The organism is Haemophilus sp. HN_Hi08 (assembly GCF_049824455.1).
In the GTDB taxonomy this organism is placed as follows: domain Bacteria; phylum Pseudomonadota; class Gammaproteobacteria; order Enterobacterales; family Pasteurellaceae; genus Haemophilus; species Haemophilus influenzae_D.
Genome location: NZ_CP187493.1, coordinates 107,352 through 133,487, shown reverse-complemented (window position 1 = coordinate 133,487; position 26,136 = coordinate 107,352). Strand labels below are relative to the sequence as shown.

Below are 26,136 nucleotides of genomic sequence, written 5' to 3'. Positions count from 1 at the left end.
CTTAAATCACTTGAACACCTTGTGATGCAGTGCATACATAAAAAGTTTCTTTTAAACCTATGGTTTTCTCGTAATTATCCGCAATAATTTTACGAACTGCATCGACTTTATCATGCGGCGCAAGTGCAACAATACAGCCACCAAAACCGCCGCCCGTCATACGCGCACCGCCATTTTTGCCAATAACAAGTTGAGCCAATTCAACTAAATAATCAATTTGTGGCACGGTGATTTCAAAATCATCACGCATTGAGTTGTGAGATGCTTCCATTAGTTTACCTAAAAGAGTCAAATCATTGTTCTTCAATGCTTCTACAGCATCAAGTACTCGTTGATTTTCTGTTACGACATGACGAGCACGTTTTGCCACTAACGGAGAAAGTGCGGTCAATTCCGCTTCTCTTTTTCGGAATTGCTCAACTGAAACATCACGCAAGGCTTTTACTCCAAAAAATTTTGCCGCCTCTTCACATTGCTGACGGCGAGTATTGTATTCGCCTGTTACTAAATCGTGCGGTACATTTGAGTTCACAATAATAACGGCGACATCTTGTGGCACGGGTGTTGGAATGGTTTCAAGACTACGACAATCAATCATCAATAAGTGATTTTCCTGCCCAAGTGCGGAAATTAACTGATCCATATTGCCACAATTTGCCCCAACAAATAGGTTTTCAGCCTTTTGCCCATTCAATGCAATATCCGTGTGAGAAAGCGGTAAATCGCCAAGTTGTTGGCAGAATTTACCCACCGCAACCTCTAACGCAGCAGAAGAACTTAATCCTGAAGAAAGAGGCACATTTCCAGAAATCACTAAATTTGCACCTTGTTGAAAGTGGGGGTAACGTTCTTGGATAAATTTTACCACCCCACGCACATAATTAGCCCATTTGTGTTCACTCTTAGGAATTTCAACATTGAGAGAAAATTCATCAGTTTCATCAAGATCCGCCGCATAAACATTCCAAATATGATCATCTCGTTTTGTACCTGAAACGGCCGTACCAAAATTAATCGCACAAGGCATAACAAATCCGTCGTTGTAGTCGGTATGTTCGCCGATGATATTTACGCGGCCAGGGGCATAGACGGTAATTTCTGGCAAATTTTTATGCTGTCTATTGAAAATTTTTTGAGCATTTTGGATTGGGGTCATATTCTATCCTTTATATTAAATCTGTACTCGATCTGCACCCCTCTTTGCTAAAGAGGGAGACTGGCTATATTATTTAGTTCTTTCTTTATAATGAACTTCACTCAAGGCACGCAGTCTTTCTGCAGCCTGTTCTGCCGTTAAATCGCGTTGGCTTTCGCCTAACATTTCATATCCCACCATAAATTTACGCACGGTTGCTGAACGTAAAAGAGGAGGATAAAAATGAGCGTGTAGCTGCCAATGTTCGTTATCTTCGCCATTAAATGGTGCAGCATGAAATCCCATTGAATATGGGAAAGAGGTTTCAAAGAGATTATCGTATTTGGTCGTCAATTTTTTCAAAATAACCGCAAGATCTTTTGATTGTTCGTCACTTAATTCAGTTAAACGTTTTACGTGAGTTTTTGGCAAAAGCAATGTTTCAAATGGCCAAACAGCCCAATAAGGCACTAAAGCTACCCAATATTCAGTTTCAACGACAATACGTTCTTTTAACTCTAGTTCTCGTTTTACATAATCAACTAACATTACTGAACTATGTTTTAATAAATAATCACGTTGTGTACGATCTTCACGAGCAACTTCATTTGGCAAGAAACTATTCGCCCAAATTTGACCATGCGGATGTGGGTTAGAACACCCCATTGCCGCCCCTTTATTTTCAAAAATTTGCACCCATTGGTATTTCGCACCAAGCTCACGAAGTTGTTCTTGCCATACTTTAATCACATCTTCAATCTCAAGTGCGGTCAATAATGGCAATGTTTTACTATGATCTGGAGAGAAACAAATAACTCGACTTTCGCCACGAGCTTGAGAACTTCGGAAAAGAGGATCGGAGGATTTTTCAGGGGCTGGCGTATCTTCTAAAAGCGCGGAAAAATCATTTTTAAACACATAAGGTTTACGATAATCTGGATTTAATTCCCCTGTAATACGCTTATTGTTTGGGCAAAGATAACAAGTTGGATCATAACTTGGTTTTTGTTCTTCATTCACTTTTTCTTGTTGTCCTTGCCACGGGCGTTTGGCACGATGTGGCGAAACTAAAACCCATTGATCGATTAACGGATTGTAGCGACGATGTGGATGTTCTGTAGGTTCAAAAAGTGCGGTCATTTTGACTCCTGTTTTTTAGCAATGTAAGCGATTACATTAATTTATACTAAATTATTGTGAATAAACCGTGATCTTTGTCACAAAATAAGAAAATAAGCAAAATTTTTTATGATTTAGTTCATAATTATAAAAGTAACCGCTTTCAATTTGGCGCAAATTATTTATGATCAAAATATAAGATTTATAGATTATAACAAGGGAAAACGTTATGAGTACCATTCGAGATGTCGCTAAATTAGCCAATGTTTCTGTCGCCACGGTCTCCCGAGTATTAAATCACTCGATTTCCGTCAGTGAAAATACGCGTCTTGTGGTGGAACAAGCTATTGCGCAGTTATATTATCAACCTAACGCGAATGCTCAAGCCCTTGCTGTGCAAAACACGGATACAATTGGCGTGGTAGTGACCGATGTGACTGATGCCTTTTTTGCGATTTTAGTGAAAGCGGTGGACAAAGTAGCAGAAGCGCATCAAAAAACGATTTTAATCGGCATTGGTTATCATCATGCGGAAAAAGAGCGGGAAGCAATTAATACCTTATTGCGTAAACGTTGTAGTTCTCTTGTTGTACATTCTAAAGCCTTATCTGATGATGAATTAAGCCATTATTTAAATACCGTGCCGGGAATGGTGATCATTAACCGTGTTATTAAAGGTTATGAACATCGTTGTGTCAGTTTAGATAATCAAAAAGGCACCTATTTAGCCACTGAAATGCTTATTCGTTATGGGCATCAACATATTGCATATATCGGTTCAAATCACGCCATTTTTGACGAAGTTGAAAGACGAAATGGTTATCTTGCCGCATTAAAAGATCACAATTACCCCATCATTGAACAGGCGATAACTCTCAATACGCCAGATTTTGAAGGCGGTGAAAAGGCAATGATTGATTTACTCAGTTATAACAAAAATCTTACTGCAGTCGTTGCCTATAATGATTCAATGGCAGCAGGCGCAATTTCTGTGCTTAATGAAAACAGTATCAGTGTACCAAGCCAATTTTCAATTGTTGGTTTTGATGATATGCCGATTGCCCGTTATTTGATCCCAAAACTAACCACAATTCGCTATCCTATTGATTTAATGGCAACTTATGCCGCTAAATTAGCATTAAGTTTAACCGATGAGAAAATAATTACCCCACCAATGGTTCAATTTAACCCTACTTTGGTACGCCGTTTTTCAGTGGAATCTAAAATATAATATTAGCGATAAAATGTGATCTAGATCACAAATATTAATTTTTAATGTAATCGTTTTCATTTCTGTGAGTTCGATCACAGATTCTGAAAGAAAATTCAGTTATGATGCGAGCAGTTGCCGTTCTGAGCAACATTTATCAGTGAATATCAACATTCCAAATATAGGAGCGTTATTATGAAAAAAACAGTAGTATTAAGTGCGATTGCTTTGGCTATTGGCTTAGGTAGCACATCTTCAAGTTTTGCAGCCGATAATAAAATTGGTGTAACTATTTATAAATACGATGATAACTTTATGTCTTTAATGCGTAAAGAAATCGATAAAGAAGCAAAAGCAGTTGGTGGCATTAAACTTTTAATGAATGATTCACAAAACGCACAATCTATTCAAAATGACCAAGTTGATGTATTGCTTTCTAAAGGTGTGAAAACACTTGCTATCAATTTAGTGGATCCTGCTGCGGCTCCAACTATCATTAATAAAGTCAAATCAGATAATATTCCTGTCGTATTCTTTAATAAAGATCCTGGTAGAAAAGTCATTAGCTCTTATGACAATGCTTACTATGTGGGCACTGATCCGAAAGAATCTGGTTTAATTCAAGGGGAGCTTATTGCAAAACAATGGAAAGCTAATCCAGCTCTTGACTTAAATAAAGATGGCAAAATCCAATTTGTATTATTAAAAGGTGAACCTGGTCACCCAGATGCGGAAGCTCGTACAAAATATGTTGTAGAAGAACTTAATGCTAAGGGTATCCAAACTGAGCAATTATTTATTGATACTGGTATGTGGGATGCTGCAATGGCGAAAGATAAAGTGGATGCTTGGTTATCTAGCTCTAAGGCGAACGATATTGAAGTTATCATTTCTAACAATGATGGTATGGCTTTAGGTGCTTTAGAAGCAACAAAAGCACACGGTAAAAAACTGCCTATCTTCGGCGTGGATGCATTACCAGAAGCATTACAACTCATTAAAAAAGGTGAACTTGCTGGCACAGTATTAAACGATGGTGTTAATCAAGGCAAAGCGGTTGTTCAATTATCTAATAATCTAGCGCAAGGTAAATCTGCAACTGAAGGCACAAAATGGGAATTAAAAGATCGTGTTGTACGTATTCCTTATGTTGGTGTGGATAAAGACAACTTAAGTGACTTCTTAAAATAATTTTCCATCGATTTTTGTTGTAATCTAAGGGGAAGTTTTCTTCCCCTTTTTAAAGAGGTTGGATATGACAGCTCAAACTCAATGTCAAGACAGCCAAGTGCTGCTCACTATGACCAATGTCTGCAAGTCCTTTCCGGGTGTCAAAGCCTTAGATAACGCAAACTTAACTGTTCGTTCTCATTCTGTTCACGCTTTAATGGGTGAAAATGGTGCAGGTAAATCTACATTACTAAAATGCCTGTTCGGAATTTATGCCAAAGATGAAGGCGAAATTCTTTTCTTAGGCAAACCTGTCAATTTTAAAACATCAAAAGAAGCCCTTGAAAATGGTATTTCAATGGTACACCAAGAACTCAACCTCGTGCGCCAAACTAGCGTAATGGATAACTTGTGGCTTGGACGCTATCCACTTAAAGGGCCTTTTGTTGATCACGCGAAAATGTACCGTGATACTAAAGCAATTTTTGATGAATTAGATATTGATGTAGATCCGAAAGAAAAAGTCGCAAAACTCTCCGTTTCGCAAATGCAGATGATCGAAATCGCGAAGGCGTTCTCGTACAACGCGAAAATAGTGATAATGGATGAACCCACATCCTCACTTTCTGAAAAAGAAGTCGAGCATCTATTTAAAATTATTGACAAATTAAAACAACGCGGTTGTGGCATTATTTATATTTCTCACAAAATGGATGAAATCTTCAAAATTTGTGATGAAATTACTATTTTACGCGATGGCAAATGGATCAATACGGTCAATGTGAAAGAATCCACTATGGAACAAATCGTGGGAATGATGGTTGGTCGCGAATTAACACAACGCTTCCCTGAAAAAACCAACGTGCCAAAAGAAGTGATTTTGCAAGTAGAAAATCTTACTGCAAAAAATCAACCCTCTATTCAAAATGTCTCTTTTGAGTTGCGTAAAGGAGAAATTCTCGGTATCGCAGGGTTGGTGGGGGCTAAACGTACTGATATTGTTGAAACAATTTTTGGTGTGCGAGAATTAACTGAAGGAACCATTAAGTTACATGGAAAAACAGTAACAAATCACACCGCACTTGAAGCAATTAATAATGGCTTTGCATTGGTAACTGAAGAACGTCGTTCAACGGGGATTTATTCTAATTTAAGCATTGAGTTTAATTCACTGATTTCAAATATGAAATCTTATCTCACTCCGTGGAAATTACTTAGCACGAAGAAAATGAAAAGTGATACCCAGTGGGTAATTGATTCAATGAATGTTAAAACACCATCACACAGAACTACAATCGGTTCTCTTTCTGGTGGTAACCAACAAAAAGTCATTATTGGTCGTTGGCTTTTAACTCAACCTGAAATTCTGATGCTAGATGAGCCGACACGGGGTATCGACATCGGGGCAAAATTTGAAATTTATCAACTCATTCAAGAACTCGCTAAAAAAGATAAAGGCATTATTATGATTTCATCAGAAATGCCAGAATTATTGGGCGTAACTGACCGCATTTTAGTGATGAGTAACGGTAAATTAGCGGGTATCGTTGAAACTGCAAAAACATCGCAAGAAGAAATTTTGCAACTCGCGGCAAAATATTTATAAACATAAGGAATGAATTATGAGTGCCTTAGAAAAAAACAAATCCTTTGATCTCTTAAAACAAAATGCGATTTATTTTGTGCTATTGATTTTGCTCGGCATCATCATTGCACAAGATCCAACATTCTTAAATTTAGTCAATTTCAGTAATATTCTCACTCAATCTTCTGTGCGTTTAATTATTGCTTTAGGGGTTGCAGGTTTATTGATTACACAAGGGACAGACTTATCTGCTGGTCGTCAAGTTGGTTTGGCTGCAGTTATCTCTGCAACAATGTTACAATCAATGGATAATATAAACCGTGTGTTCCCTGAAATGGGGGAAATTCCAATTCCTGTCGTAATTCTCGCAGTATGCGTTGTGGGTGCGCTAATTGGTTTGATTAATGGTTTAGTTATTGCGTATTTAAATGTTACCCCATTCATTGCGACAATGGGTACAATGATTATCGTATATGGTTTCAACTCACTATACTATGATGCTGTAGGTGGTTCGCCAATCGCAGGTTTTAGTGAAAATTTCTCAACATTTGCTCAAGGATTCTTCCGAGTCGGCAGCTTTAAACTCTCTTACATCACTATCTATGCCACGATAGCTGCATTATTAGTATGGATTATGTGGAATAAAACGCGTTTTGGTAAAAATGTCTTTGCCATTGGGGGAAATCCTGAAGCTGCAAAAGTATCTGGTGTAAATGTTGCACGTAATTTAGTTGTAATCTATATGATTGCAGGTATGTTCTATGCCTTTGGTGGTATGCTTGAAGCGGGTCGTATCGGTTCTGCAACTAACAACTTAGGTTTTATGTATGAATTAGATGCTATCGCCGCTTGCGTAGTGGGTGGTGTATCTTTCGCTGGTGGGGTAGGTACAGTAATTGGTGTTATCACTGGGGTTATTATCTTTACTGTTATCAACTACGGTTTAACTTACATCGGTGTAAACCCTTACTGGCAATACATCATTAAAGGTAGCATTATCATTCTAGCGGTAGCCATTGACTCGTTAAAATATGCGAAGAAAAAATAAAGCTGACGCAATCTTAATAAAATGAATGAAAAGTGGGCAAATTTGTCCACTTTTGTTTTATCTATTCAATTCTGAATTAAGGATATTTATGCAATAATCGGCAAACCCTGTATAATTGCGCCACCATTTTCATAGAGAGAAAAAAATGCTAATTAACTTTACACAAGTATTGCAAGACAGTTGGAATTTCTTCCGTAATCAGAAAAAAATTATGCTGCAATTTGTCGCAATTTTATTTATTGTGCAAAGTGCGAGTGCACTTTTAAGTTTCCCTGTTAATGATGAAAATAAAGGCGATGTATTAAATCTCGCGAATGCAAGTATCACGAATTTTGTGTTTTTTGTTGCTATTACTCAGATTTTAACGAGTTTTATCGCCGCTTGGGGATTAACCTCAATCCATAAAATTAGCCTACAAAATTACCGCACTTTAGGTGAAACCTTCTCACTTACCTTGCGCCGTTTTGCAGGCGTAATTCTGTTAGATCTATTAATGGTTGCACCAATGTTACTTGGTCTTGGTGAAGCCTTTGCTGCATTACTCACAAAAAAATCGCCCTCTATTATGTCACTTATCGCGATGCTTGTTGGCGTTTGGTTCTTTGTCCGTTTAAATTTAACGGTAGTACATTATCTTTCTACTCAAGAGGCACTTTCGCAAACTATCCGAAAAATTTGGATGAGGGGAAACGCTAGAAAAGGCGTATTGTTTATTTACACCTTACTGGTTTATTTTCTCGTGCCAATTCTTATTTTCCAATTAAGTTCGCTTTCAAATAATGCTGTGTTTGATATGGCGATAGGTATTTTCAGCGCATTACTTAATATTTTTATGCTAGTAGTGACTTATCGTTTCTACAGCTTATTTATGAAGGATTAATCAATATGAAACAACTCCTTGACTTTATCCCTTTAATTTTATTTTTTGTCACTTACAAACTCGGTGGTGTACGTGAAGCAGCCATCGTATTAGTGGTTGCAACAATTTTGCAGATCGTGATTTTAAAATGGAAATACAGAACCGTTGAAAAACAACAAAAAATTATGGCAAGTGCGGTCGTTTTTTTTGGACTTTTAACCGCTTACTTTAATGAAATCCGCTATTTGCAATGGAAAGTGACGATTATCAATGGCTTATTTGCCATTGTTTTACTTATCGCACAATTTCAATTTAAAACCCCATTAATCAAAAAGTTACTTGGTAAAGAGCTACAACTGCCAGAAAAGGCTTGGAATACATTGAATTTCGGCTGGGCAATATTCTTTATTATTTGTATGTTGGTAAATATTTATATCAGCCATAATATGTCGGAAGAAGCTTGGGTTGATTTCAAATCTTTCGGAATTATTGGTATGACGCTGATTGCAACCATTATTTCGGGGGCTTATATCTACCGCTATTTACCTAAAGATGATTCAAATTCAAAAGATGGAGAAAAATAATGTCTGCCAATTTTATTGATAAAAATGGTCGCCAATCAAAAGGTGTTCTTTTACTACGAACTTTGGCTATGCCTTCTGACACCAATGCCAACGGAGATATTTTTGGTGGCTGGATTATGTCTCAAATGGATATGGGCGGTGCGATTTTAGCAAAAGAAATCGCACACGGACGCGTGGTTACTGTTGCTGTTGAAAGTATGAATTTTATTAAACCAATCTCGGTAGGCGATGTGGTTTGTTGCTACGGACAATGCCTCAAAGTTGGGCGTTCTTCCATTAAAATTAAAGTAGAAGTATGGGTGAAAAAAGTGGCGAGTGAGCCAATTGGCGAACGTTATTGTGTAACCGATGCGGTATTTACTTTTGTTGCAGTTGATAATAATGGTCGCTCTCGCACGATTCCTCGTGAAAATAATCAAGAGTTAGAAAAAGCATTAGCCTTAATTTCAGAACTAGAAGCAGAACAACCCTTGTAAATAAAAGGAAATCATTATGTACTATGTTATTTTTGCCCAAGATATTCCCAATACGTTAGAAAAACGTCTTGCCGTACGAGAGCAACACTTAGCTCGTTTAAAACAACTTCAAGCGCAAAACCGATTGCTTACTGCGGGTCCAAATCCTGCAATTGATGATGAAAATCCGGGGGAAGCTGGTTTTACTGGTTCAACCGTAATTGCACAATTCGCAAACTTACAAGCAGCAAAAGACTGGGTGGCACAAGATCCTTATGTAGAAGCTGGCGTATATGCGGATGTTATTGTAAAGCCGTTTAAAAAAGTCTTTTAATTTAAATAACGTAATATGAAAAAAGTTGCCTTAATTTCTCTCTGTATTTTGACCGCACTTTCTGCTTTTGCCGAATCATCTAACACGGCAAGTAGTTCCATTAATCTTGAGCAAGAAAAGCAAAACTGGGCGTCTACACAGCATCAAGACTATTTAAAACGTTTAAAGCAACGTGAAATCTTCTTGCAAGTTGAAGGAATGCTAAAAAGTGCGGTAAAAAATCAACAGTTTTCTGAAGCAACTCAAAATATTACAAAAAACTTAATAGATTTATTGCAAGGCTACCCTTTGCAATACGATTTACTAGCACGCTTTTGGGAAACCAAAATCGCCTTTTTAAAAAGTGATGACATTCAAGGCAAACAACAAGCAATAAATGAACTGAATGCATTAGTGCAACAAAATTACCCTTTTGTAACGCCAGCATTTCAAGCCTTATTACAAAAGCTATCCACTTTAAACGAACAGCAAACATCAGCAACGTCGGATAATGCTAAAGAAAATAACACGAATCAAAAAGAACAAAATCCAGTAGAAAATCCTAAACAACTTGCTGAAATTGTAAGAAAAAGTGATCCTAACACTTTAGATAAAACCGTATTAATTGATGCTTTCCCACGTTATCTTAAAACGCTACCTGAACAAATGAATAACCCAAATTTTGAATTTTATCAAAAGTGGGCGAATACTTGGCAGCTTTCAGAGGATGAAATTAAACAGTGGAAAGTCGCTTTTTTAAATCGTTTTTTTGATAATGAAAACGCTGATTTTCAAAAATGGCGTGATGAACAAATCCAACAATTAAAAACTGATAATCTAACCGAACGCCGTTTACGAATGGCAATTTGGCAAAAAACTGAATTAACCTCTTGGCTGAATTTGCTTTCTGCTGAATCAAAAAGTAAGCAAGAATGGCGTTACTGGGAAGCGAAACAAGATATATCAAAAAATACAGAAAAACTGACCGCACTTTCCAAAGAGCGTGGCTTTTATCCAATGTTAGCGGCAATACAATTAAAACAAATATATCAACTGAATGTCCCTGTCGCACCAAGTTTTACTCAAGCTGAACAACTTCCTTTTAAGCAAGTTTTTGCAATGATTACAGAATTAAGAGAACTTGGACGAAATGGTTTAGCAAAACAACGTTGGCGAATTATGCTGGATAATGCGGATTTCATAACTCAGCTAAAACTTGCACAATATGCCAAAAATCAGCAATGGTTTGAATTAGCTGTTGATGCTTCTATTGTGGCAAAAGCGTGGGATTATCTGTCCCTTCGTCTGCCAAATGCTTATTCTGAATACTTCAATGCGGCATTGCAAAATTTGAATATCAGCAAAACTTTTGCTATGGCAATCGCTCGTCAAGAAAGTGCTTGGAATCCAATGGCACAATCTTCAGCAAATGCGCGGGGCTTAATGCAACTTCTGCCAAGCACGGCAAAATTGACAGCAGAGAATAATCAACTACCTTATCAAGGCGAACAAGATTTATTTAAACCATTAAATAATATTTCGCTCGGCACAGCACATCTGAATGAACTTAATGGAAAATATCCTAATAATCGAATATTGATTGCAGCTGCTTACAATGCAGGAGCAAATCGAGTAGAAAAATGGTTAGCACGATCTAATGGAAAATTAGCATTAGACGAATTTGTAGCATCTATTCCTTTTTATGAAACTCGTGGTTATGTGCAAAATGTCGTCGCTTATGATTTTTACTACCAAATTTTACAAAACAAAGCACGCCCAAAAACTTTTCGCTATGAAGAATGGGATCGGCTATACTAAACATACTAGTTTAATAGTATAAGGTGATCATTATGTATATTAGTCGTAATTTGGAACAATGGAACACATTTTTGACTATGCTGAAGACAGCATTTGAGCAAGATAAAGCCCAAGAATTTCTCACTTTATTATTAACAGCTGATGAACGAGATGCCGTAGGATTACGCTTGCAAATTGTTTCTCAACTCTTGGATAAAAATCTCCCACAACGAGAAATTCAGCAAAATTTGAATACAAGCGCCGCCACCATTACTCGAGGTTCCAATATGATTAAAACGATGGATCCTGATTTTATGCAATGGATGAAACAACATCTTGATCTCATTGAAAAAAACTAAGCGAATTTTTACCGCACTTTCACGCTTATTTAGTCCTAAATGGTGGAAAAGAAACTGGCAGCGAGTTGTCTTTCGTTTTTTTTTCGCCGTTTTTGCTTTGTTACTGATTTTTCGCTTTGTCCCTATTCCATTTTCCGCTTATATGGTACAACAAAAAGTCGCTAATCTTTTACAAGGCGATTTTCGATACCAAATTCAATATAACTGGGTCAGCCTAGAAAATATTTCTCCCAATATTCAGCTAGCCGTGATTGCATCAGAAGATCAGCGTTTTCCTGAACATTTAGGCTTTGATTTTGAGGCTATCCAAGGAGCAATTCGGTATAACGAAAAATCTAAAAAAGGAATTAGAGGAGCATCAACCATTTCCCAGCAAACCGCTAAAAACTTAATGCTTTGGCATGGACAAAATTGGCTAAGAAAAGGTTTAGAAGTTCCAGCAACTATGTTGCTCGAGCTGACTTGGTCAAAAAAACGTATTTTAGAAGTGTATTTAAATATTGCAGAATTTGGGAACGGCATTTTTGGTGTGGAGGCGGCAAGTCGCTATTACTTTAGAAAATCAGCTAAAAATTTATCTCAAAATGAAGCCGCACTTTTAGCTGCTGTGTTGCCTAATCCAATCATTTATAAAGTAAATAAGCCAAGCTTATTAGTTCGTAAAAAACAAGCTTGGATTTTGAGACAAATGGGAAATTTAGGTACCGAATACTTGAGCCATTTATAAAAAATCCAATCAAATTTCTAAAGTAAAACAAACTAAAAAATGTTTACTTGATATATAAAATAAAAAAACGAGTCTTAGACTCGTTTTTTTATTTATATCATTTTTATTACAGGTTTATTACCGCAAATAACACCCAAACAGTATAAATTGTGGCTAAACCATAAAAGATAAATCCACCTGCTGGCACATGCACTTTAAGATCGTGCATACCATGATGAATACGGTGTAAACCACACCACATTGGAAAAATAGTAAGCACTAAAATAACTAATTTACCAATCCAAGAATAAGCAAAAGTAATTAAATTATGCGCATCGACTAAACCAAATGGTAATAACAAACCGATGATTAGAATAACGACAGGAAGGAAAATTGCACTCACTGTGCCGCCTGCACCGAACATTAACCATACTGGCGGTTCGCCGGAGCGTTTTGGATTTTGATCAACCATTTTTTCTCTCCCTTAGATATAAACTAAAACTAAAGCAATCACGCTAACTAATGCTGTTACCGCCCAAAGTGCATTTCTTACCACAGTATGTGGTAGGCGTTCATTTTTCACAATGATATTCATCACTTTTGGTGTCATTAAGAAATATGTCACCGTATGATAAAGCGTTGCGATAAGCGTAATAATATTTAAGAAAACCACAATTGGGTTTCTTAAAAACTCAATAAAGCTCAAAATGCCTAAGCCTGGTATTGGATTGCTTGCGAGGCAAAGAACACCATAAAGCAATACAATACAAAACCATACAGCAAAGATTGAAGTCGCTTCACGTAGCATATAAGCTTTGTAGAAGTCCAATTTTTGCCACCAAGTCGCTGTCATTGGACGAACATATTTTTTACGTTTACTCACTGTTACTGACATTCCTTCCCCCTTAGCTTTTTGGTTTTAGCATAGAGATAACATAATCTTTGGCACTTTCCACTTTTCCTTGGTTAATTGCAGAAGCTGGATCCACATGTTTTGGACAAACTTCTGAGCAATAGCCAACGAAAGTACAACTCCAAACCCCATTTTTACCATTTAATAATGACATACGTTTTGCTTTACCATGGTCACGGTTATCAAGATTATAACGATGAGCCATAGTAATAGCTGCAGGGCCTAAGAATTCAGGATTTAAACCAAATTGAGGGCAAGCGGCATAGCATAAACCACAGTTGATACACATTGAGAATTGACGATATTTCTCAAGCTGTGCTGGCGTTTGTTTAGTACGGCTTACTTGCAACTCTTTTGATGGATGTGGTTTACCATCTAATGCTGGCGCTTCGTTACCAATAATATAAGGTTTAATTGCCTCTAAACTTTCGATAAAGTGGCTTAAATCAACCACTAAGTCGCGTTCAATTGGGAAGTTTGCTAACGGCTCAATACGCATATGACCGCTGTAATCACGTAAGAACGTTTTACACGCCAATTTCGGTTTGTTATTTACCATCATACCGCAAGAACCACAAATCGCCATACGGCAAGACCAGCGATAAGAAAGAGATGGCTCAAGTTTATCCTTGATATAACCTAACGCATCAAGCAATGAAGTTTGATTATCATAAGGTACTTGATAAGTACTTAAATGCGGCTCTTGATCGATTTCAGGATTGTAGCGTAATACTTCTACATTCATTACTGGTGAATTAGCCATTTGCTTGCTCCTTAGCTTTCGCAGCTGCTTCTTGAGCTTCTGCTTCCGCACCGTAAACACGTTTTGCAGGTTGAGATTTGGTAATTTTCACTGGGCTATATTCAATGCGCGGTGCGCCATTTTCATTGTAGAAAGCAAGTGTGTGTTTTAAATAATTTACATCATCACGTTCAGTGTAATCTAAGCGTTGATGGGCACCACGAGATTCTTTACGTTCAATCGCTGAATTTGCAATAGATTGTGCAACATCTAGGATGTAACCCAACTCAACGGTGTAAAGCACATCTGTATTGAACACACTTGAGTTATCTGATATGCGAATACGTTTGTAACGTTCTTTTAATTCTGCAATTTTATCTACTGCTTTTTGCATGCTTGCTTGGTCACGGTAAATACCACAACCTTCTTCCATCACAGTACCCATTTCATCACGGATTTCAGACCAAGATTCATTACCTTCCTGTTTATGAAGGGCTTCTAAACGAGCAACAACATCTTTTGCTTGAGCATCAACCGCACTTTGATTTACCGATTGAGCCTCAACTGCACGTTGTGCCGCATATTCCCCTGCTACACGACCTAACACAACAAGTTCAGCTAAAGAGTTAGATCCTAAACGGTTTGCGCCGTGTAAACCTGAAGATGCACATTCTCCTACAGCAAATAAACCTTTGATACGAGTTTCGCTGTTAAAATCAACCTCAATACCGCCCATTGTATAGTGAACAACTGGACGAACAGGGATTGGTTCATTTACTGGATTTACACCTTCATAAGCACTTGCTAATTCACAAATAAATGGCAGACGCTCGTGTAAATATTTTTCGCCAAGATGACGTAAATCTAAATGCACAACATCCACGCCTTTCGCGGTTTTTAAGGTATTGCCTTTTTTCCATTCTTGCCAGAATGCTTGAGAAACTTTATCACGAGGGCCAAGCTCCATATATTTATTTTGAGGTTTGCCAATTGGCGTTTCAGGACCTAGACCGTAATCTTGAAGATAGCGATAGCCATCTTTATTCACTAAGATGCCGCCTTCGCCACGACAACCTTCGGTCATTAAAATACCCGTATTCGGTAAGCCTGTTGGATGATATTGAACAAACTCCATATCACGAAGTGGTACACCGTGACGATACGCCATAGACAAGCCGTCACCTGTTACAATGCCGCCATTGGTATTAAATTTAAATGCACGACAACCACCGCCAGTTGCAATCACAACCGCATTGGCATTAATTTGAACTAGCGAACCTTCCATCATATTCATTGCAACCATACCACGAGCATGGCCATCATCAACAAGAATATCTAATACGAAGTGTTCATCAAAACGTTGGATTTGTGGATATTGAATAGAAGTTTGGAAAAGTGTGTGTAGTAAATGGAAACCTGTTTTATCTGCTGCAAACCAAGTACGCTCAATTTTCATTCCACCAAAACGACGCACGTTTACATCGCCATCAGCTTTACGACTCCAAGGGCATCCCCAACGTTCTAATTGAGTCATTTCTACAGGGGAATGTTGTACGAAATATTCCACTACATCTTGCTCACAAAGCCAGTCCCCACCAGCAACGGTATCTTGAAAGTGTTTATCGTAAGAATCTTCTTCTTTGATAACTGCCGCTGCGCCACCTTCTGCTGCCACGGTATGGCTACGCATCGGGTATACTTTAGAAACTAATGCAATTTTTAGGTTAGGATTTGCTTCTGCTGCGGAAATCGCTGCACGTAAACCACCGCCACCAGCACCAACAATCGCAATATCGACATTAACTGTTTGCACGATATCCTCCAATCAATAGAAAGTAAAAATAAATCCCCTAAAAGGGTAATATTACGTGGGCATTGTGCCATTTTTTGTTACAAATTAATAACGTTTTTTATGTCTAAAGATGGAAAAGATCGTATTTTGTGATCTACCTCAAAAAAGCTAAGATTGAGTTGAGAGCAGCTCTCGTTTACAATGTGCAAAATTTTTAAAACAGGATTAAAAATGACCGCACTTAATCATTGGCAACCTTCTGCTGATATAAAAAATCTTCTTAAACGGGCAAAAATTATTGCTGAAATTCGTCAATTTTTTACCGAACGAGGCTTGCTTGAAGTAGAGACGCCTGTTCTAAGTAAATTTGGCGTCACTGATTTACATCTTTCCACATTTAGCACAGAATTTCTCGCGCCTTTTGATAATCAATCCAAAACACTTTGGCTTTCTACAAGCCCTGAATATCATATGAAACGCTTGCTTGCTGCAGGCAGTGGAGCGATATTCCAAATCAGCAAAGTGTTTCGCAATGAAGAGGCTGGAAATCGTCATAATCCAGAATTTACTATGCTGGAATGGTATCGACCACACTTTCATATGCATCGTTTAATTAATGAAGTGGATGATTTGCTCCAACAAATTTTAGATTGTCCACCAGCAGAAAGTTTAAGCTATCAGTTTGTTTTCCAAGAATATGTAGGCTTAGATCCCTTATCTGCAGAACGTTCAGAATTAATTGAAGCGGCACGTAAACATAATTTTATGGCTGAAGATGATGAAGATCGCGATACTTTATTACAGTTTTTATTTAGTGAAGTCGTTGAGCCTCAAATTGGAAAAGAACGACCTATTGCGGTTTATCATTTCCCTTCAACGCAAGCCGCCCTAGCACAAGTTAGCCCAGAAGATCAACGTGTGGCAGAACGCTTTGAGTTTTATTACAAAGGGTTAGAATTAGCCAATGGTTTTCACGAACTTGCCGATGCGCAGGAACAACGTCATCGCTTTGAATTAGATAATCAACAAAGAAAAAAATGTGGATTGCCTACTCGAGAAATTGATGAACGCTTTCTTGCTGCTTTAGACGCGGGTATGCCAGATTCTTCTGGTGTCGCATTAGGAATAGATCGTCTAATGATGATCGCTTTAGATTGCGAAAAAATTAATGACGTCATTTCTTTTGCTGTGGACAATGCTTAAAGGTAAAAGTGCGGTAAAAATTGTCATCATTTTTATTTACTGATCCATAATGGCAATTTTATATTCATTGATAGCCCACCTAATGGGCTTTTTTCAGCCCAAACACTTCCTTGATGCTCTTTTATTACATTAGATACAATTGCAAGTCCTAATCCTGTGCCTCCAGTCGCTCTAGTTCGCGCTTCATCGACGCGATAAAACGGAGTGAAAATTTTTTCAAATTCATTCGGATTTACCCCAGATCCGTTGTCATTGATACAGATCCTGAGGAATTCTTCTTGGATAAAAATATAAAGCTCGATCTTATCCTTTGTGTATTTAAGTGCATTTGTCACGATATTTTCGACCGCACTTTCTAGTAATCTAAAATTACCGTTAAGTTGTAATTCATTTTTTGGTAGATGAATATTTGTGAGAAATGCTATACCTCGTTGTTCCGCTTCAAATTGTGCATCTTTAATAATCTCTTCCCAAAGAGAGTTTGCATAAAAAATATCACGCTTTACTTGACTATTCATTTGCTGACGAGAAAGAAGAAGTAGTTCGCTAATCATTTTATCCATACGCTCAATTTCTCTTTCAATACGTTTCACACTATCGGTTTCTCCACATTGGCGGCGGACAAGAGCTGTAGCCAATTGTAAGCGTGTTAGTGGTGTTTTTAATTCGTGGGAAATAGATGAAAGAAGCCTTTGTTGATTTGAGATTAAATTATCAATAGATATAGCCATTCGATTAAAACTTTGACCGCCTTGGCGGAGTTCTAACGGGTCTTTAATACTTAGTCTTTTATCAATTTTGAATTACCTAATGCCACTGAATTAGCTGCATCTCGTAAACGTGAAATTGGTGTAGTGAGCATTCTTGTAAACCACCATAATAATGGAGTGGTAATTAAAAGAATTAGAAAAATTAATATCATAGGTCGATCAAAAAGATAATTAAACATCTCCCGCTGTGGATTCACGTATGAAATAAAATATAAGGCATAAGAATTTTCTCCATTTCCCAAGTAAACTTGAAAAGGGCCTGAAATTTGGAGTTCATTAAAATTTTTGCGTTTAGGATATGAAAAATTATTTGATACATCTGAAAATCTTTGGATATAAGGCATTTCTTCGGGAAGTTCGCCAAGAATATCTTTAGTTTTTAAATCAATAAGAACGGGTCTAGAAGGTTGGAATTTATCAGCAGGTAAAACAGGCACGCCTGCAACGATTTCTTGTAGTTTTCCAATACGGATAATCTGAAGAATTTCTTTTTGGTAATTAACAATATTCGCTTCTTTTAATGGGGAATAAATTCTGAGATCGAAATTAGGTACGGCGATCACAAGGCTCATCATTATGAAAAAAGAAAACCAAAACATAAGAAATGTTTGGATAGTGAGTTGATTTAAATTAAAAAATAACGTAATTTCATAAAAATTAGGTAACTAAAGCGTATCCTTTTCCGCGTAAAGTTTTAAACCAAGAGGGCTTGTTTTTTCGTTCTGGTAATTTGCGTCTTAAATTAGAGATGTGCATATCAAGAGAACGGTCAAATGGAGTGAGCGGTTTTTCCATTACTTCTAAACTTAATTCTTCTCGACTTACCACATTTCCCTTAGATTTAAGCAATAAACAAAGGATCTTAAATTCATAATCAGTTAAATTGAGATTTTCTTCATTATAGGTTGCAATTCCGTGAGAAAAATGGAGAGTTATTCCGTCAAAAGAAAGGATTTCTACATTTGCGGTATTATTTGAAGGAGATGCACTACGACGCAAAATTGCCTTAATTCTTGCAATAAGCTCACGATCGTTAAAAGGTTTGGGTAAATAATCATCCGCTCCCAATTCTAAGCCTAATACGCGATCAATGTCTTCGCCTCTTGCTGTTAGCATCATCACTGGCACGTTAGAGACTTTACGAATTTCTTTTAATGTTTCGATACCATTTAACTTTGGCATCATTACATCAAGCAAAACCAGCTTATAGCTTTCATTGAGTTTTTGTAATGCTTCTAATCCATTGTTTGCTGTTTCAACGTCAAAACCCTCAAGCTCTAAAAGTGTAGAAAGTAATTCAGTCAATTCAATATCATCATCAACGAGCAAGAGTTTTGACATTGGGGATTCCTTTTACCAATTATTATTGTAGTGCGGTGAAAATAAAAAGATTATTTCCAGAATTTCCACCAACTTGATTTTGGTTTCTCACCTGTTTCAATGATGGTGTTATTTTCGCCTTGTTGTGAAACCTCTGGTAAAGGTTTATCAAGATGGGTTTCTGTCACAATCCCACGTTGATCGAATTTTACGGTTAGCGTATGTTGAGCTGGTGTTTCATAGGCACGTTGTTGTAAGAATATGTAATACCAAGTGTAGTTATTATAAGGATCGATTAATATTGGCGTTCCCAACAAATATTGTACTTGTTGAGCAGTCATGCCTTCTTTAACTTGCGCAACGGTAGTCGCTTCTAAATAGTTGCCTTGCGGTACATCAATTCGATATACAACTTTTTCAACGGTGGAACAAGAAGCGAGGCTTAATGCTAAAAATGTTGCGCCTAAAAGTGTTTTAACTTGCATTTTCTTTACCTTAATTTGTGCAAAAGTACTGTCAAATAATACCCAAAGTTGGCTATGTTTCCAAATTAATTCTCTGATTTTAAAGCCTTTTGTAATTGATCTTTTAAATTTGGCGGTAAACCTTTGATGGTTAGGGTATCTGTCATAGGATCCCATTGAATACGTGTATTCAATAATTCCGCATCAAAACTTAGGGTAACGCCCTTTCCTGACCCAGAGAATTTTGTTAGCGATTTCAATGCTGAACGAACAGGAGGAATGCTCTCTTCCAAACCATAATTCTGTTCTTCCGTAAAGGCGACAAAAGGCTGTTCGTTTAGAGTGGGTAATGAATCAGAAAGTTCCCTTAATTCAATATTGTTACCGTTTGAAAGCTGACCTTTACAATATTCAAACACTTGTTTTTTTACCGCTTGAGTTTGCTCTTTGTTGAGTTCGCCTTGATCGCAGTAATCACTCACAGCTTGCAATAAACACTGATTTTGAACCTGTGGATTTAATCCTTCTTCAGCACCTAAAAAATCCATGAAAAAATCACTAATTTTGCGACCTACACGGCCTTTTATGAAAGTTAAATAACGATTAGAGTTCGCATTTACTTGCAAATCCGTCAAATTTATCCGTGCCGCAATATCAAACTGAGTTATATCAAGATATTCTGTACGGTGAATATCTAAATGCTCATCGACTAACATACTATGGCGGCTATCAAGCAATGCAATAAACAAATAATCTGTCGCTAAGAAATTATATTGGCATAAAATCAAGGTGCCACTTTCCGCAAAGTTATATTTACCTAGCTCATCAGCAAGCAATTTTGTTGAATATTGACTAAAACCTAAAAACTCAATTTCTTGTTCTAATAAACGATTTAAATGTTGTGCAAAGATAGACTTTTCCTGAAACACGCCAAAAGCCTTAGCTTTATTTTGATAGCCTTGATGAAGTTGCAACATCATTTGCTCTACTTCTGGCGTAATTGACAGCAACTCATCGCGTAATACGCTTTCCATTTTTATGCTGTCGCCATCCACATTTTTGACTAACTGATGCAAAACAATTTGATTAACGATAATACTCATTTTTGTCACCTTTGAAAAATTTGCCGCAAATTATAACCGCACTTTTTAAGCAAGAAAAAAGAAATTATTTAGGTTCTACCAAATAATCGGGTATCATAAGCCAAATTTTTTGTTTTATTTTTGACATTATGGCTCAACATTCTAAATACTCTGATGCTCAATTAAGTGCGATTGTAAACGATATAATCGCAGTGCTAGAAAAGCATAAAGCCTCGGTAGATCTCTCCTTAATCGCATTGGGTAATATGGCAAGTAATCTATTAACTAGCAGTGTGCCGCAAACTCAACGTGAGGCATTGGCTCAAGCGTTTTCTAATTCCTTAATCAATGCAGTAAAAACACGTTAATATGAAATGGATTAAAAAAGGCACCTTCAGCGGCAAACAATACCGCGATGACGTTTCACGAAAAATTTCGTGGGGTCATTGGTTTGCCTTTTTTAATATTATTGTTGCTATTCTTATTGGCGCACGTTATGCCTTTATCATTGACTGGCCAGACACTCTCGCAGGAAAACTTTATTTCTTTGTAAGTTTGCTCGGGCATTTCAGTTTTAACGTTTTTGCGTTGTATTTACTTGTGGTCTTTCCACTGAGTTTCATTGTTAAAAATCACCGCACTTTTCGCGGATTAACCGTGATTTTTTCCACGATTTGTACAACCTTATTATTATTTGATACCGCTGTTTTCAGTCGTTTTAATCTGCATTTATCCTCTGTGGTATGGAATTTGCTGGTTAATCCAGAAAATGGTGAAATGTCACGCGATTGGCAAATTTTCTTTGCACCAATGCCAATAATTTTACTGGCACAAATGTTATTTTCTCGTTGGAGTTGGGAAAAATTACGTAGTCTTGAACGCCAAAAATGGCTAAAAGCTGTCGGTGTATCCTTAACTTCCATGTTTATTACTACGCACTTAATTTATGCTTGGGCAGATGCTTATTTATATCGTCCAATTACGATGCAACGCTCTAATTTTCCTCTTTCTTATCCAATGACAGCTCGTTCTTTTTTAGAAAAACACGGTTTCATTGATGGCGAGCAGTACGCACAAACATTAAAACAAGAGGGGCGTTTAGATGCCTTAAAGATTGATTATCCTAAAAAAACACTCACTTTTGCACCAATTGACAATAAACCAAACATTTTGATGATCACTGTTTCTGGATTGCGTTACGATGCCATTTCTCAAGGCAAAATGCCCAAGTTAGCTGAATTTGCAACAAGTTCAACGGAATTCACTAATCATTACAGCACAGGTAATAGTAATAATGCAGGCTTAATTGGGTTATTTTACGGGCTAAATGCAAATTACACCGATAGCATTTTAAGCAATCATACCCAATCTGTTTTAATCGAAAAATTACGTGCTGAAAATTATCAATTGGGTTTATTTTCTGCTACGAATTTCAAAGATAGCGTCTTCCGCCAAGCATTATTTCGTGAAATAAAACTTTCATCGAATAAAACCAACAAACCAAATAATGAAAGTGCGGTAAAAAATCTCAATGATTTTATTAAAGCACAAAAAATAGACTCCCCTTGGTTTGCTTATTTGGATTTAGCCTTGGAGGCTAAAAACCAAGCAGATTATGACCGCACTTTACAGGACGTGGATTTACTTTTAGCAAAAGTGCTAGAAAATACACCGCTTGAAAACACATTAGTGATTATCACTGCTGAACACGGTTTAACTTTCAATGAAATGAATGAAAAAGAACGAGAAAATTATTTTGGACGTGATGAAATTCAAGTGCCATTGCTTGTATATTGGAAAGATTTACCAGTAGGCAAACAAAATGGATTAAGTAATCATGCTGATATTTTCTCTGCGTTAATGCAGACAGTATTCCGTGTAGAAAACCCGTTGATGGATTATAGTCAAGGACGCAATCTCTTTGATCTTAAGGAGGATGACTGGGTACTTGCCTCTAATTTCCACTGGAATGTGGTGATTCAACCTGATGGAACACAATACCATATTGATCGCAAAGGTAATTACAAAAAACTCGATAAAGATTATATTGAGCAATCTTCAGACAGACCGCCACTTGGAATCTTCTTAGAAGCTTTCCAATTACAAAATTTCTTCTTTGAAAAATAATCTATAAAGGTAAAAAGTGCGGTTAATTTTGACAGTATTTTATATCCTTTTATTCATCTCGTGGGCTTGTATCCACGCTATGGAAGTTGTGTAGATAAGTCTAAGTTATGTAGGGTGGGCGTTAGCCCACGCATTTATTAAGTTCTTATAGAATAGTGATTATATCTAATTAGATATGTGAATGCCCGCATTACGACAAATAACCTATAAGTGCATAAAAGAATGGATTTTTTGCCCTTAAGTCTTTATACTCACGCCTCAGTTTAAGACTGAAAAATGTTATTAATGAAAATCCGTGAGTTTTTCATAACATTATCATAATGCTTCTCGCCGTACTTACAGCACCTTTCAATTAATATACATTCTCGTCTTTTTATCCTTTCTTTTTTACGGAGTTTGTATGAAAAGCCACGTTCGTAGTTTTAAAACCTATATTCGCGATGAAATTATCAAAAAAGGCGGATGGGTAAATGCCCATGCACATGCTGACCGCGCTTTTACGATGACGCCAGAGAAAATTGGGATTTATCATAGTAGTAATTTGCAACAAAAATGGGATTTAGTGGATGAAGTAAAACGCACTTCCAGTGTTGATGATTATTACGCACGTTTTTGCCAATCTATTGAATTAATGATATCCCAAGGTGTAACCGCATTTGGTACCTTTGTCGATATAGACCCAATTTGTGAAGATCGTGCAATTATTGCCGCACACAAAGCCCGCGAAGTGTATAAACATGACATTATTTTGAAATTTGCCAATCAAACTTTAAAAGGAGTAATCGAACCCACTGCGCGTAAATGGTTTGATATTGGTGCAGAAATGGTAGATATGATTGGCGGCTTACCATATCGTGATGAATTGGATTATGGACGCGGCCTAGAGGCAATGGATATCTTGTTAGATAAGGCCAAATCTCTTGGAATTATGTGTCATGTACATGTAGACCAATTCAATAACCCAAGTGAAAAAGAAACTGAGCAACTTTGCGACAAAACCATTGAACACGGAATGGAAGGGCGAGTTGTGGGTATCCATGGTATTTCCATTGGCTCACATTCAAAAGAATATCGCTACAAACTTTACGAAAAAATGCGTAAAGCTAAAATGATGATGATCGCCTGTCCAATGGCATGGATTGACAGTAATCGCAAAGAAGATCTTATGCCATTCCATAATGCACTCACGCCAGCAGATGAAATGATCCCCGAAGGTATCACTGTTGCCCTAGGCACAGATAATATTTGCGATTATATGGTGCCATTATGTGAGGGGGATTTATGGCAAGAATTAAGCCTATTGGCTGCAGGCTGCCGTTTCCCACACTTAGATGAAATGGTCAATATCGCAAGTATTAATGGTCGTAAAGTGTTAGGACTAGAACCAATTTAGCTTTTTATTCCGCCCAATCAAAAGTGCGGTCAAAATGGGCTACATTTAAAAGTTGATTACAAAATCTAGCTTTTAAATGTAGCCCATTTTCGTTGTCCTTTTTTATTTTTAACTTGCCAAAAAACAAAAAATAAATAAAATGAACGTCCATTCATTTTTGGGCGATTATTGCTCTTTATTTTATTCAAGGATCTTATGCGACAAGCTAAAACTGATTTAGCCGAACAAATTTTTCTTGCTACCGATCGTTTAATGGCAAAAGAAGGTTTAGACCGGCTTTCTATGCATAAAATCGCAAAAGAGGCAAATGTAGCGGCGGGAACGATTTACCTTTATTTCAAAAACAAAGATGAGTTGCTTGAACAATTTGCACACAGGGTGTTTTCAATGTTTATGGCAACACTTGAAAAAGATTTTGATGAATCTAAGCCTTTTTTCGAACAGTATCGACAAATGTGGAAAAACATTTGGTATTTCTTACAAGAAAATCCCACTATTCTATCCAATTTAAAGCAATATGAATCTTTGCCGAATTTCAAGGATATTTGTAAAAACGTTAAAAATTGTCGTTGGGATTTATTTTGTGACCAAGCCAAAAAAGCTGGCTTATTAGCCGAATTACCTGAAGATATTCTCTTTTTATTAAGTTTGAAAACGGCGATAAATTTGGCCTCTGATGCAAAATTTATCGATTTCGATCTTAATCCTGAAATTTTAGAATCTGTGATTGAACGCTCTTGGCGTGCGATTCAGAAATAATAGTTGTTATTTTATAACGGAGCTTTAAACATGAGTCAAACTCAACATCAAAGACCAAAACGCTTACATATTTTCTTGATGAAAGTTATTTTAGCTGTATTTGTCTTAATTTTTGCTGGTGTCATCGGTTTTAATGTATTTAAAGGTGTAATGACAAGTCGAGTGATTGCTAGTATGCCAGAACCTTCAAGTCCCGTGACCGCACTTGAAGTACAACCACGCGAGTGGACACCTGTTATCAATACAACAGGGCTAATACGTCCACATCAAGGTGCTATGCTTAGCGCACAAAATGCGGGTACGGTTTCACAAGTGCTTGTTCAAAATGGACAAAATGTGAAAAAAGGTGAGGTGCTTGTGGAACTTGATAATTTTGTTGAACGTGCCAGCCTACAAGCTGCTCAGGCACAATTATCAGCACTTCGTCAAACTTACCAACGTTATGTGAGCTTATTAAATAGCAATGCTGTATCACGTCAAGAAATGGATAACGCAAAAGCGGCTTATGACGCTCAAGTAGCTAATATTGAATCTCTAAAAGCAGCAATTGAACGTCGTAAAATTGTGGCACCATTTGATGGTAAAGCGGGTATTGTGAAAATCAATATTGGACAATATGTGAATGTTGGAACAGAAATTGTGCGTGTAGAAGATACTAGCTCAATGAAAGTAGATTTTGCTCTTTCACAAAATGATTTAGATAAGTTGCATATTGGTCAGCGTGTTACGGCTACCGTTGATGCTCGTTCTGGAGAAACATTTTCTGCACGTATTACGGCGATTGAACCTGCCGTAAATGCAGCTACTGGGCTTGTGGATATTCAAGCAACATTTGATCCAGAAGATGGACGTAAACTGCTTTCAGGTATGTTCTCTCGTTTGCGTATTGCGCTTTCAACGGAAACAAATCAAATTGTCGTGCCACAAGTCGCTATCAGCTACAATATGTATGGTGAAATTGCTTATTTACTCACACCATTATCTGATGAAGATAAAGGAAAAATGTCAGGTAATGAAAAATTGGATCGTCTCTATCGTGCGAAACAAATCACCGTATTTACTAAAGATCGTCAAGGTGTTTATGCTCAATTACAAGGAAATGAAGTTAAAGCAGGAGATAAAATTATTACAGGCGGTCAGCAAGGTATTGGTAATGGAAGTCTTGTGGAATGGATTAAAAAAGACATTGTGGGTGCAGTAGAGCCTGCACATAAAACACCACTTTAATGTA

General features: G+C 37.1%; 26 protein-coding genes and 1 pseudogene. 17 read left to right on the top strand and 10 right to left on the bottom strand.

Annotated elements, in window-relative coordinates:
- Position 1: 1 nt before the first annotated feature.
- Positions 2-1,156: a galactokinase gene (gene galK / locus ACPT8O_RS00625; protein WP_021034715.1), complete on the bottom strand. Its 1,155-nt coding sequence runs from the start codon at positions 1,154-1,156 to the stop codon at positions 2-4.
- Positions 1,157-1,225: 69 nt separating this feature from the next.
- Positions 1,226-2,275 (bottom strand): galactose-1-phosphate uridylyltransferase, encoded by a 1,050-nt coding sequence (gene galT, locus ACPT8O_RS00620; protein ID WP_012055242.1) that lies wholly within the window; start codon positions 2,273-2,275, stop codon positions 1,226-1,228.
- Between the two features lie 208 nt (positions 2,276-2,483).
- Here galT and ACPT8O_RS00615 point away from each other — a divergent pair, with 208 nt between their 5' ends.
- From ACPT8O_RS00615 to mtgA, 11 genes are all read left to right on the top strand, one after another.
- Complete coding sequence (locus ACPT8O_RS00615; protein WP_012055243.1) at positions 2,484-3,485, top strand: substrate-binding domain-containing protein; 1,002 nt, start codon at positions 2,484-2,486, stop codon at positions 3,483-3,485.
- 174 nt (positions 3,486-3,659) lie between these two features.
- Positions 3,660-4,655, top strand: a complete 996-nt coding sequence (gene mglB / locus ACPT8O_RS00610) for a galactose/glucose ABC transporter substrate-binding protein MglB (RefSeq protein ID WP_021034716.1) — start codon at positions 3,660-3,662, stop codon at positions 4,653-4,655.
- A gap of 64 nt (positions 4,656-4,719) precedes the next feature.
- The gene (gene mglA / locus ACPT8O_RS00605; RefSeq protein ID WP_021034717.1) at positions 4,720-6,240 is read left to right on the top strand and encodes a galactose/methyl galactoside ABC transporter ATP-binding protein MglA; all 1,521 of its coding nucleotides are present in this window, start codon (positions 4,720-4,722) and stop codon (positions 6,238-6,240) included.
- Positions 6,241-6,256: 16 nt separating this feature from the next.
- Positions 6,257-7,267 (top strand): galactose/methyl galactoside ABC transporter permease MglC, encoded by a 1,011-nt coding sequence (mglC, locus tag ACPT8O_RS00600; protein ID WP_021034718.1) that lies wholly within the window; start codon positions 6,257-6,259, stop codon positions 7,265-7,267.
- A gap of 145 nt (positions 7,268-7,412) precedes the next feature.
- Positions 7,413-8,147, top strand: a complete 735-nt coding sequence (locus ACPT8O_RS00595; protein WP_021034719.1) for a hypothetical protein — start codon at positions 7,413-7,415, stop codon at positions 8,145-8,147.
- Between the two features lie 5 nt (positions 8,148-8,152).
- Positions 8,153-8,710 carry a septation protein A gene (locus tag ACPT8O_RS00590; RefSeq protein WP_021034720.1) on the top strand — a complete coding sequence of 186 codons (558 nt, stop codon included), beginning with the start codon at positions 8,153-8,155 and terminating at the stop codon, positions 8,708-8,710.
- A complete protein-coding gene (yciA, locus tag ACPT8O_RS00585) occupies positions 8,710-9,186 on the top strand; it encodes an acyl-CoA thioester hydrolase YciA (protein WP_021034721.1) in 477 nt (158 codons plus the stop codon). Before ACPT8O_RS00590 ends, yciA begins: the two co-directional genes overlap by 1 nt.
- A gap of 16 nt (positions 9,187-9,202) precedes the next feature.
- Positions 9,203-9,499 (top strand): YciI family protein, encoded by a 297-nt coding sequence (locus tag ACPT8O_RS00580; protein WP_021034722.1) that lies wholly within the window; start codon positions 9,203-9,205, stop codon positions 9,497-9,499.
- A 15-nt stretch (positions 9,500-9,514) separates the two neighbouring features.
- Positions 9,515-11,296 (top strand): transglycosylase SLT domain-containing protein, encoded by a 1,782-nt coding sequence (locus tag ACPT8O_RS00575; protein WP_021034723.1) that lies wholly within the window; start codon positions 9,515-9,517, stop codon positions 11,294-11,296.
- 32 nt (positions 11,297-11,328) lie between these two features.
- Positions 11,329-11,634, top strand: coding sequence for a trp operon repressor (gene trpR, locus ACPT8O_RS00570; protein ID WP_041175277.1), 306 nt, complete (start codon positions 11,329-11,331; stop codon positions 11,632-11,634).
- A complete protein-coding gene (gene mtgA / locus ACPT8O_RS00565) occupies positions 11,612-12,361 on the top strand; it encodes a monofunctional biosynthetic peptidoglycan transglycosylase (RefSeq protein WP_371903631.1) in 750 nt (249 codons plus the stop codon). The genes trpR and mtgA overlap by 23 nt, the downstream gene beginning before the upstream one ends.
- 106 nt (positions 12,362-12,467) lie before the next feature.
- On the opposite strand, the gene frdD is transcribed toward mtgA, so the two are convergent.
- From frdD to frdA, 4 genes are read right to left on the bottom strand one after another with little or no spacing between them, the layout of a single operon-like run.
- A complete protein-coding gene (gene frdD, locus ACPT8O_RS00560) occupies positions 12,468-12,812 on the bottom strand; it encodes a fumarate reductase subunit FrdD (RefSeq protein WP_005690445.1) in 345 nt (114 codons plus the stop codon).
- Between the two features lie 12 nt (positions 12,813-12,824).
- Entirely contained in the window at positions 12,825-13,235 is a 411-nt protein-coding gene (frdC, locus tag ACPT8O_RS00555) for a fumarate reductase subunit FrdC (RefSeq protein WP_021034726.1), read from the bottom strand.
- Positions 13,236-13,245: 10 nt separating this feature from the next.
- Positions 13,246-14,016, bottom strand: coding sequence for a succinate dehydrogenase/fumarate reductase iron-sulfur subunit (locus ACPT8O_RS00550; RefSeq protein ID WP_005645965.1), 771 nt, complete (start codon positions 14,014-14,016; stop codon positions 13,246-13,248).
- Positions 14,009-15,808 (bottom strand): fumarate reductase (quinol) flavoprotein subunit, encoded by a 1,800-nt coding sequence (frdA, locus tag ACPT8O_RS00545; RefSeq protein ID WP_021034728.1) that lies wholly within the window; start codon positions 15,806-15,808, stop codon positions 14,009-14,011. Before frdA ends, ACPT8O_RS00550 begins: the two co-directional genes overlap by 8 nt.
- Before the next feature lie 210 nt (positions 15,809-16,018).
- Here frdA and epmA point away from each other — a divergent pair, with 210 nt between their 5' ends.
- Positions 16,019-16,990, top strand: a complete 972-nt coding sequence (gene epmA / locus ACPT8O_RS00540) for an elongation factor P--(R)-beta-lysine ligase (RefSeq protein ID WP_041175278.1) — start codon at positions 16,019-16,021, stop codon at positions 16,988-16,990.
- A gap of 32 nt (positions 16,991-17,022) precedes the next feature.
- Here epmA and cpxA read toward each other — a convergent pair.
- The 4 genes and pseudogenes from cpxA to yejK all read right to left on the bottom strand — a co-directional run bounded on the left by cpxA (position 17,023) and on the right by yejK (position 20,647).
- Positions 17,023-18,359: pseudogene (gene cpxA / locus ACPT8O_RS00535) on the bottom strand (envelope stress sensor histidine kinase CpxA).
- Between the two features lie 58 nt (positions 18,360-18,417).
- On the bottom strand, positions 18,418-19,101 hold the full coding sequence (locus ACPT8O_RS00530; protein WP_021034730.1) for a response regulator: 684 nt from the start codon (positions 19,099-19,101) through the stop codon (positions 18,418-18,420).
- 50 nt (positions 19,102-19,151) lie between these two features.
- A complete protein-coding gene (gene bamE, locus ACPT8O_RS00525; RefSeq protein ID WP_021034731.1) occupies positions 19,152-19,565 on the bottom strand; it encodes an outer membrane protein assembly factor BamE in 414 nt (137 codons plus the stop codon).
- Between the two features lie 65 nt (positions 19,566-19,630).
- Complete coding sequence (yejK, locus tag ACPT8O_RS00520) at positions 19,631-20,647, bottom strand: nucleoid-associated protein YejK (RefSeq protein WP_021034732.1); 1,017 nt, start codon at positions 20,645-20,647, stop codon at positions 19,631-19,633.
- A 128-nt stretch (positions 20,648-20,775) separates the two neighbouring features.
- Here yejK and ACPT8O_RS00515 point away from each other — a divergent pair, with 128 nt between their 5' ends.
- The 5 genes from ACPT8O_RS00515 (at position 20,776) to acrA (ending at position 26,132) form a co-directional block, all read left to right on the top strand.
- The gene (locus ACPT8O_RS00515) at positions 20,776-20,994 is read left to right on the top strand and encodes a YejL family protein (protein WP_005670154.1); all 219 of its coding nucleotides are present in this window, start codon (positions 20,776-20,778) and stop codon (positions 20,992-20,994) included.
- A 1-nt stretch (position 20,995) separates the two neighbouring features.
- Positions 20,996-22,753: a DUF3413 domain-containing protein gene (locus ACPT8O_RS00510; RefSeq protein WP_021034733.1), complete on the top strand. Its 1,758-nt coding sequence runs from the start codon at positions 20,996-20,998 to the stop codon at positions 22,751-22,753.
- A gap of 400 nt (positions 22,754-23,153) precedes the next feature.
- Positions 23,154-24,146 (top strand): amidohydrolase family protein, encoded by a 993-nt coding sequence (locus tag ACPT8O_RS00505; RefSeq protein WP_005631292.1) that lies wholly within the window; start codon positions 23,154-23,156, stop codon positions 24,144-24,146.
- A 195-nt stretch (positions 24,147-24,341) separates the two neighbouring features.
- Positions 24,342-24,905 carry an efflux transporter AcrAB transcriptional repressor AcrR gene (acrR, locus tag ACPT8O_RS00500; protein WP_021034735.1) on the top strand — a complete coding sequence of 188 codons (564 nt, stop codon included), beginning with the start codon at positions 24,342-24,344 and terminating at the stop codon, positions 24,903-24,905.
- A 30-nt stretch (positions 24,906-24,935) separates the two neighbouring features.
- Positions 24,936-26,132 carry a multidrug efflux RND transporter periplasmic adaptor subunit AcrA gene (acrA, locus tag ACPT8O_RS00495; RefSeq protein WP_021034736.1) on the top strand — a complete coding sequence of 399 codons (1,197 nt, stop codon included), beginning with the start codon at positions 24,936-24,938 and terminating at the stop codon, positions 26,130-26,132.
- Positions 26,133-26,136 lie beyond the last annotated feature (4 nt).

What these genes read in the sequence shown, in the direction of transcription:
- ACPT8O_RS00580 (WP_021034722.1), top strand. Translation starts at nt 9,203, where the DNA reads ATGTACTATGTTATTTTTGCCCAAGATATTCCCAATACGTTAGAAAAA.
- ACPT8O_RS00550 (WP_005645965.1), bottom strand. Translation starts at nt 14,016, where the DNA reads ATGGCTAATTCACCAGTAATGAATGTAGAAGTATTACGCTACAATCCT.
- mglC (WP_021034718.1), top strand. Translation starts at nt 6,257, where the DNA reads ATGAGTGCCTTAGAAAAAAACAAATCCTTTGATCTCTTAAAACAAAAT.
- yejK (WP_021034732.1), bottom strand. Translation starts at nt 20,647, where the DNA reads ATGAGTATTATCGTTAATCAAATTGTTTTGCATCAGTTAGTCAAAAAT.
- acrR (WP_021034735.1), top strand. Translation starts at nt 24,342, where the DNA reads ATGCGACAAGCTAAAACTGATTTAGCCGAACAAATTTTTCTTGCTACC.
- trpR (WP_041175277.1), top strand. Translation starts at nt 11,329, where the DNA reads ATGTATATTAGTCGTAATTTGGAACAATGGAACACATTTTTGACTATG.
- mglB (WP_021034716.1), top strand. Translation starts at nt 3,660, where the DNA reads ATGAAAAAAACAGTAGTATTAAGTGCGATTGCTTTGGCTATTGGCTTA.
- yciA (WP_021034721.1), top strand. Translation starts at nt 8,710, where the DNA reads ATGTCTGCCAATTTTATTGATAAAAATGGTCGCCAATCAAAAGGTGTT.
- ACPT8O_RS00510 (WP_021034733.1), top strand. Translation starts at nt 20,996, where the DNA reads ATGAAATGGATTAAAAAAGGCACCTTCAGCGGCAAACAATACCGCGAT.
- ACPT8O_RS00515 (WP_005670154.1), top strand. Translation starts at nt 20,776, where the DNA reads ATGGCTCAACATTCTAAATACTCTGATGCTCAATTAAGTGCGATTGTA.
- frdD (WP_005690445.1), bottom strand. Translation starts at nt 12,812, where the DNA reads ATGGTTGATCAAAATCCAAAACGCTCCGGCGAACCGCCAGTATGGTTA.
- ACPT8O_RS00575 (WP_021034723.1), top strand. Translation starts at nt 9,515, where the DNA reads ATGAAAAAAGTTGCCTTAATTTCTCTCTGTATTTTGACCGCACTTTCT.
- ACPT8O_RS00505 (WP_005631292.1), top strand. Translation starts at nt 23,154, where the DNA reads ATGAAAAGCCACGTTCGTAGTTTTAAAACCTATATTCGCGATGAAATT.
- frdC (WP_021034726.1), bottom strand. Translation starts at nt 13,235, where the DNA reads ATGTCAGTAACAGTGAGTAAACGTAAAAAATATGTTCGTCCAATGACA.
- galK (WP_021034715.1), bottom strand. Translation starts at nt 1,156, where the DNA reads ATGACCCCAATCCAAAATGCTCAAAAAATTTTCAATAGACAGCATAAA.
- bamE (WP_021034731.1), bottom strand. Translation starts at nt 19,565, where the DNA reads ATGCAAGTTAAAACACTTTTAGGCGCAACATTTTTAGCATTAAGCCTC.
- ACPT8O_RS00590 (WP_021034720.1), top strand. Translation starts at nt 8,153, where the DNA reads ATGAAACAACTCCTTGACTTTATCCCTTTAATTTTATTTTTTGTCACT.
- mglA (WP_021034717.1), top strand. Translation starts at nt 4,720, where the DNA reads ATGACAGCTCAAACTCAATGTCAAGACAGCCAAGTGCTGCTCACTATG.
- galT (WP_012055242.1), bottom strand. Translation starts at nt 2,275, where the DNA reads ATGACCGCACTTTTTGAACCTACAGAACATCCACATCGTCGCTACAAT.
- ACPT8O_RS00615 (WP_012055243.1), top strand. Translation starts at nt 2,484, where the DNA reads ATGAGTACCATTCGAGATGTCGCTAAATTAGCCAATGTTTCTGTCGCC.
- ACPT8O_RS00595 (WP_021034719.1), top strand. Translation starts at nt 7,413, where the DNA reads ATGCTAATTAACTTTACACAAGTATTGCAAGACAGTTGGAATTTCTTC.
- acrA (WP_021034736.1), top strand. Translation starts at nt 24,936, where the DNA reads ATGAGTCAAACTCAACATCAAAGACCAAAACGCTTACATATTTTCTTG.
- epmA (WP_041175278.1), top strand. Translation starts at nt 16,019, where the DNA reads ATGACCGCACTTAATCATTGGCAACCTTCTGCTGATATAAAAAATCTT.
- ACPT8O_RS00530 (WP_021034730.1), bottom strand. Translation starts at nt 19,101, where the DNA reads ATGTCAAAACTCTTGCTCGTTGATGATGATATTGAATTGACTGAATTA.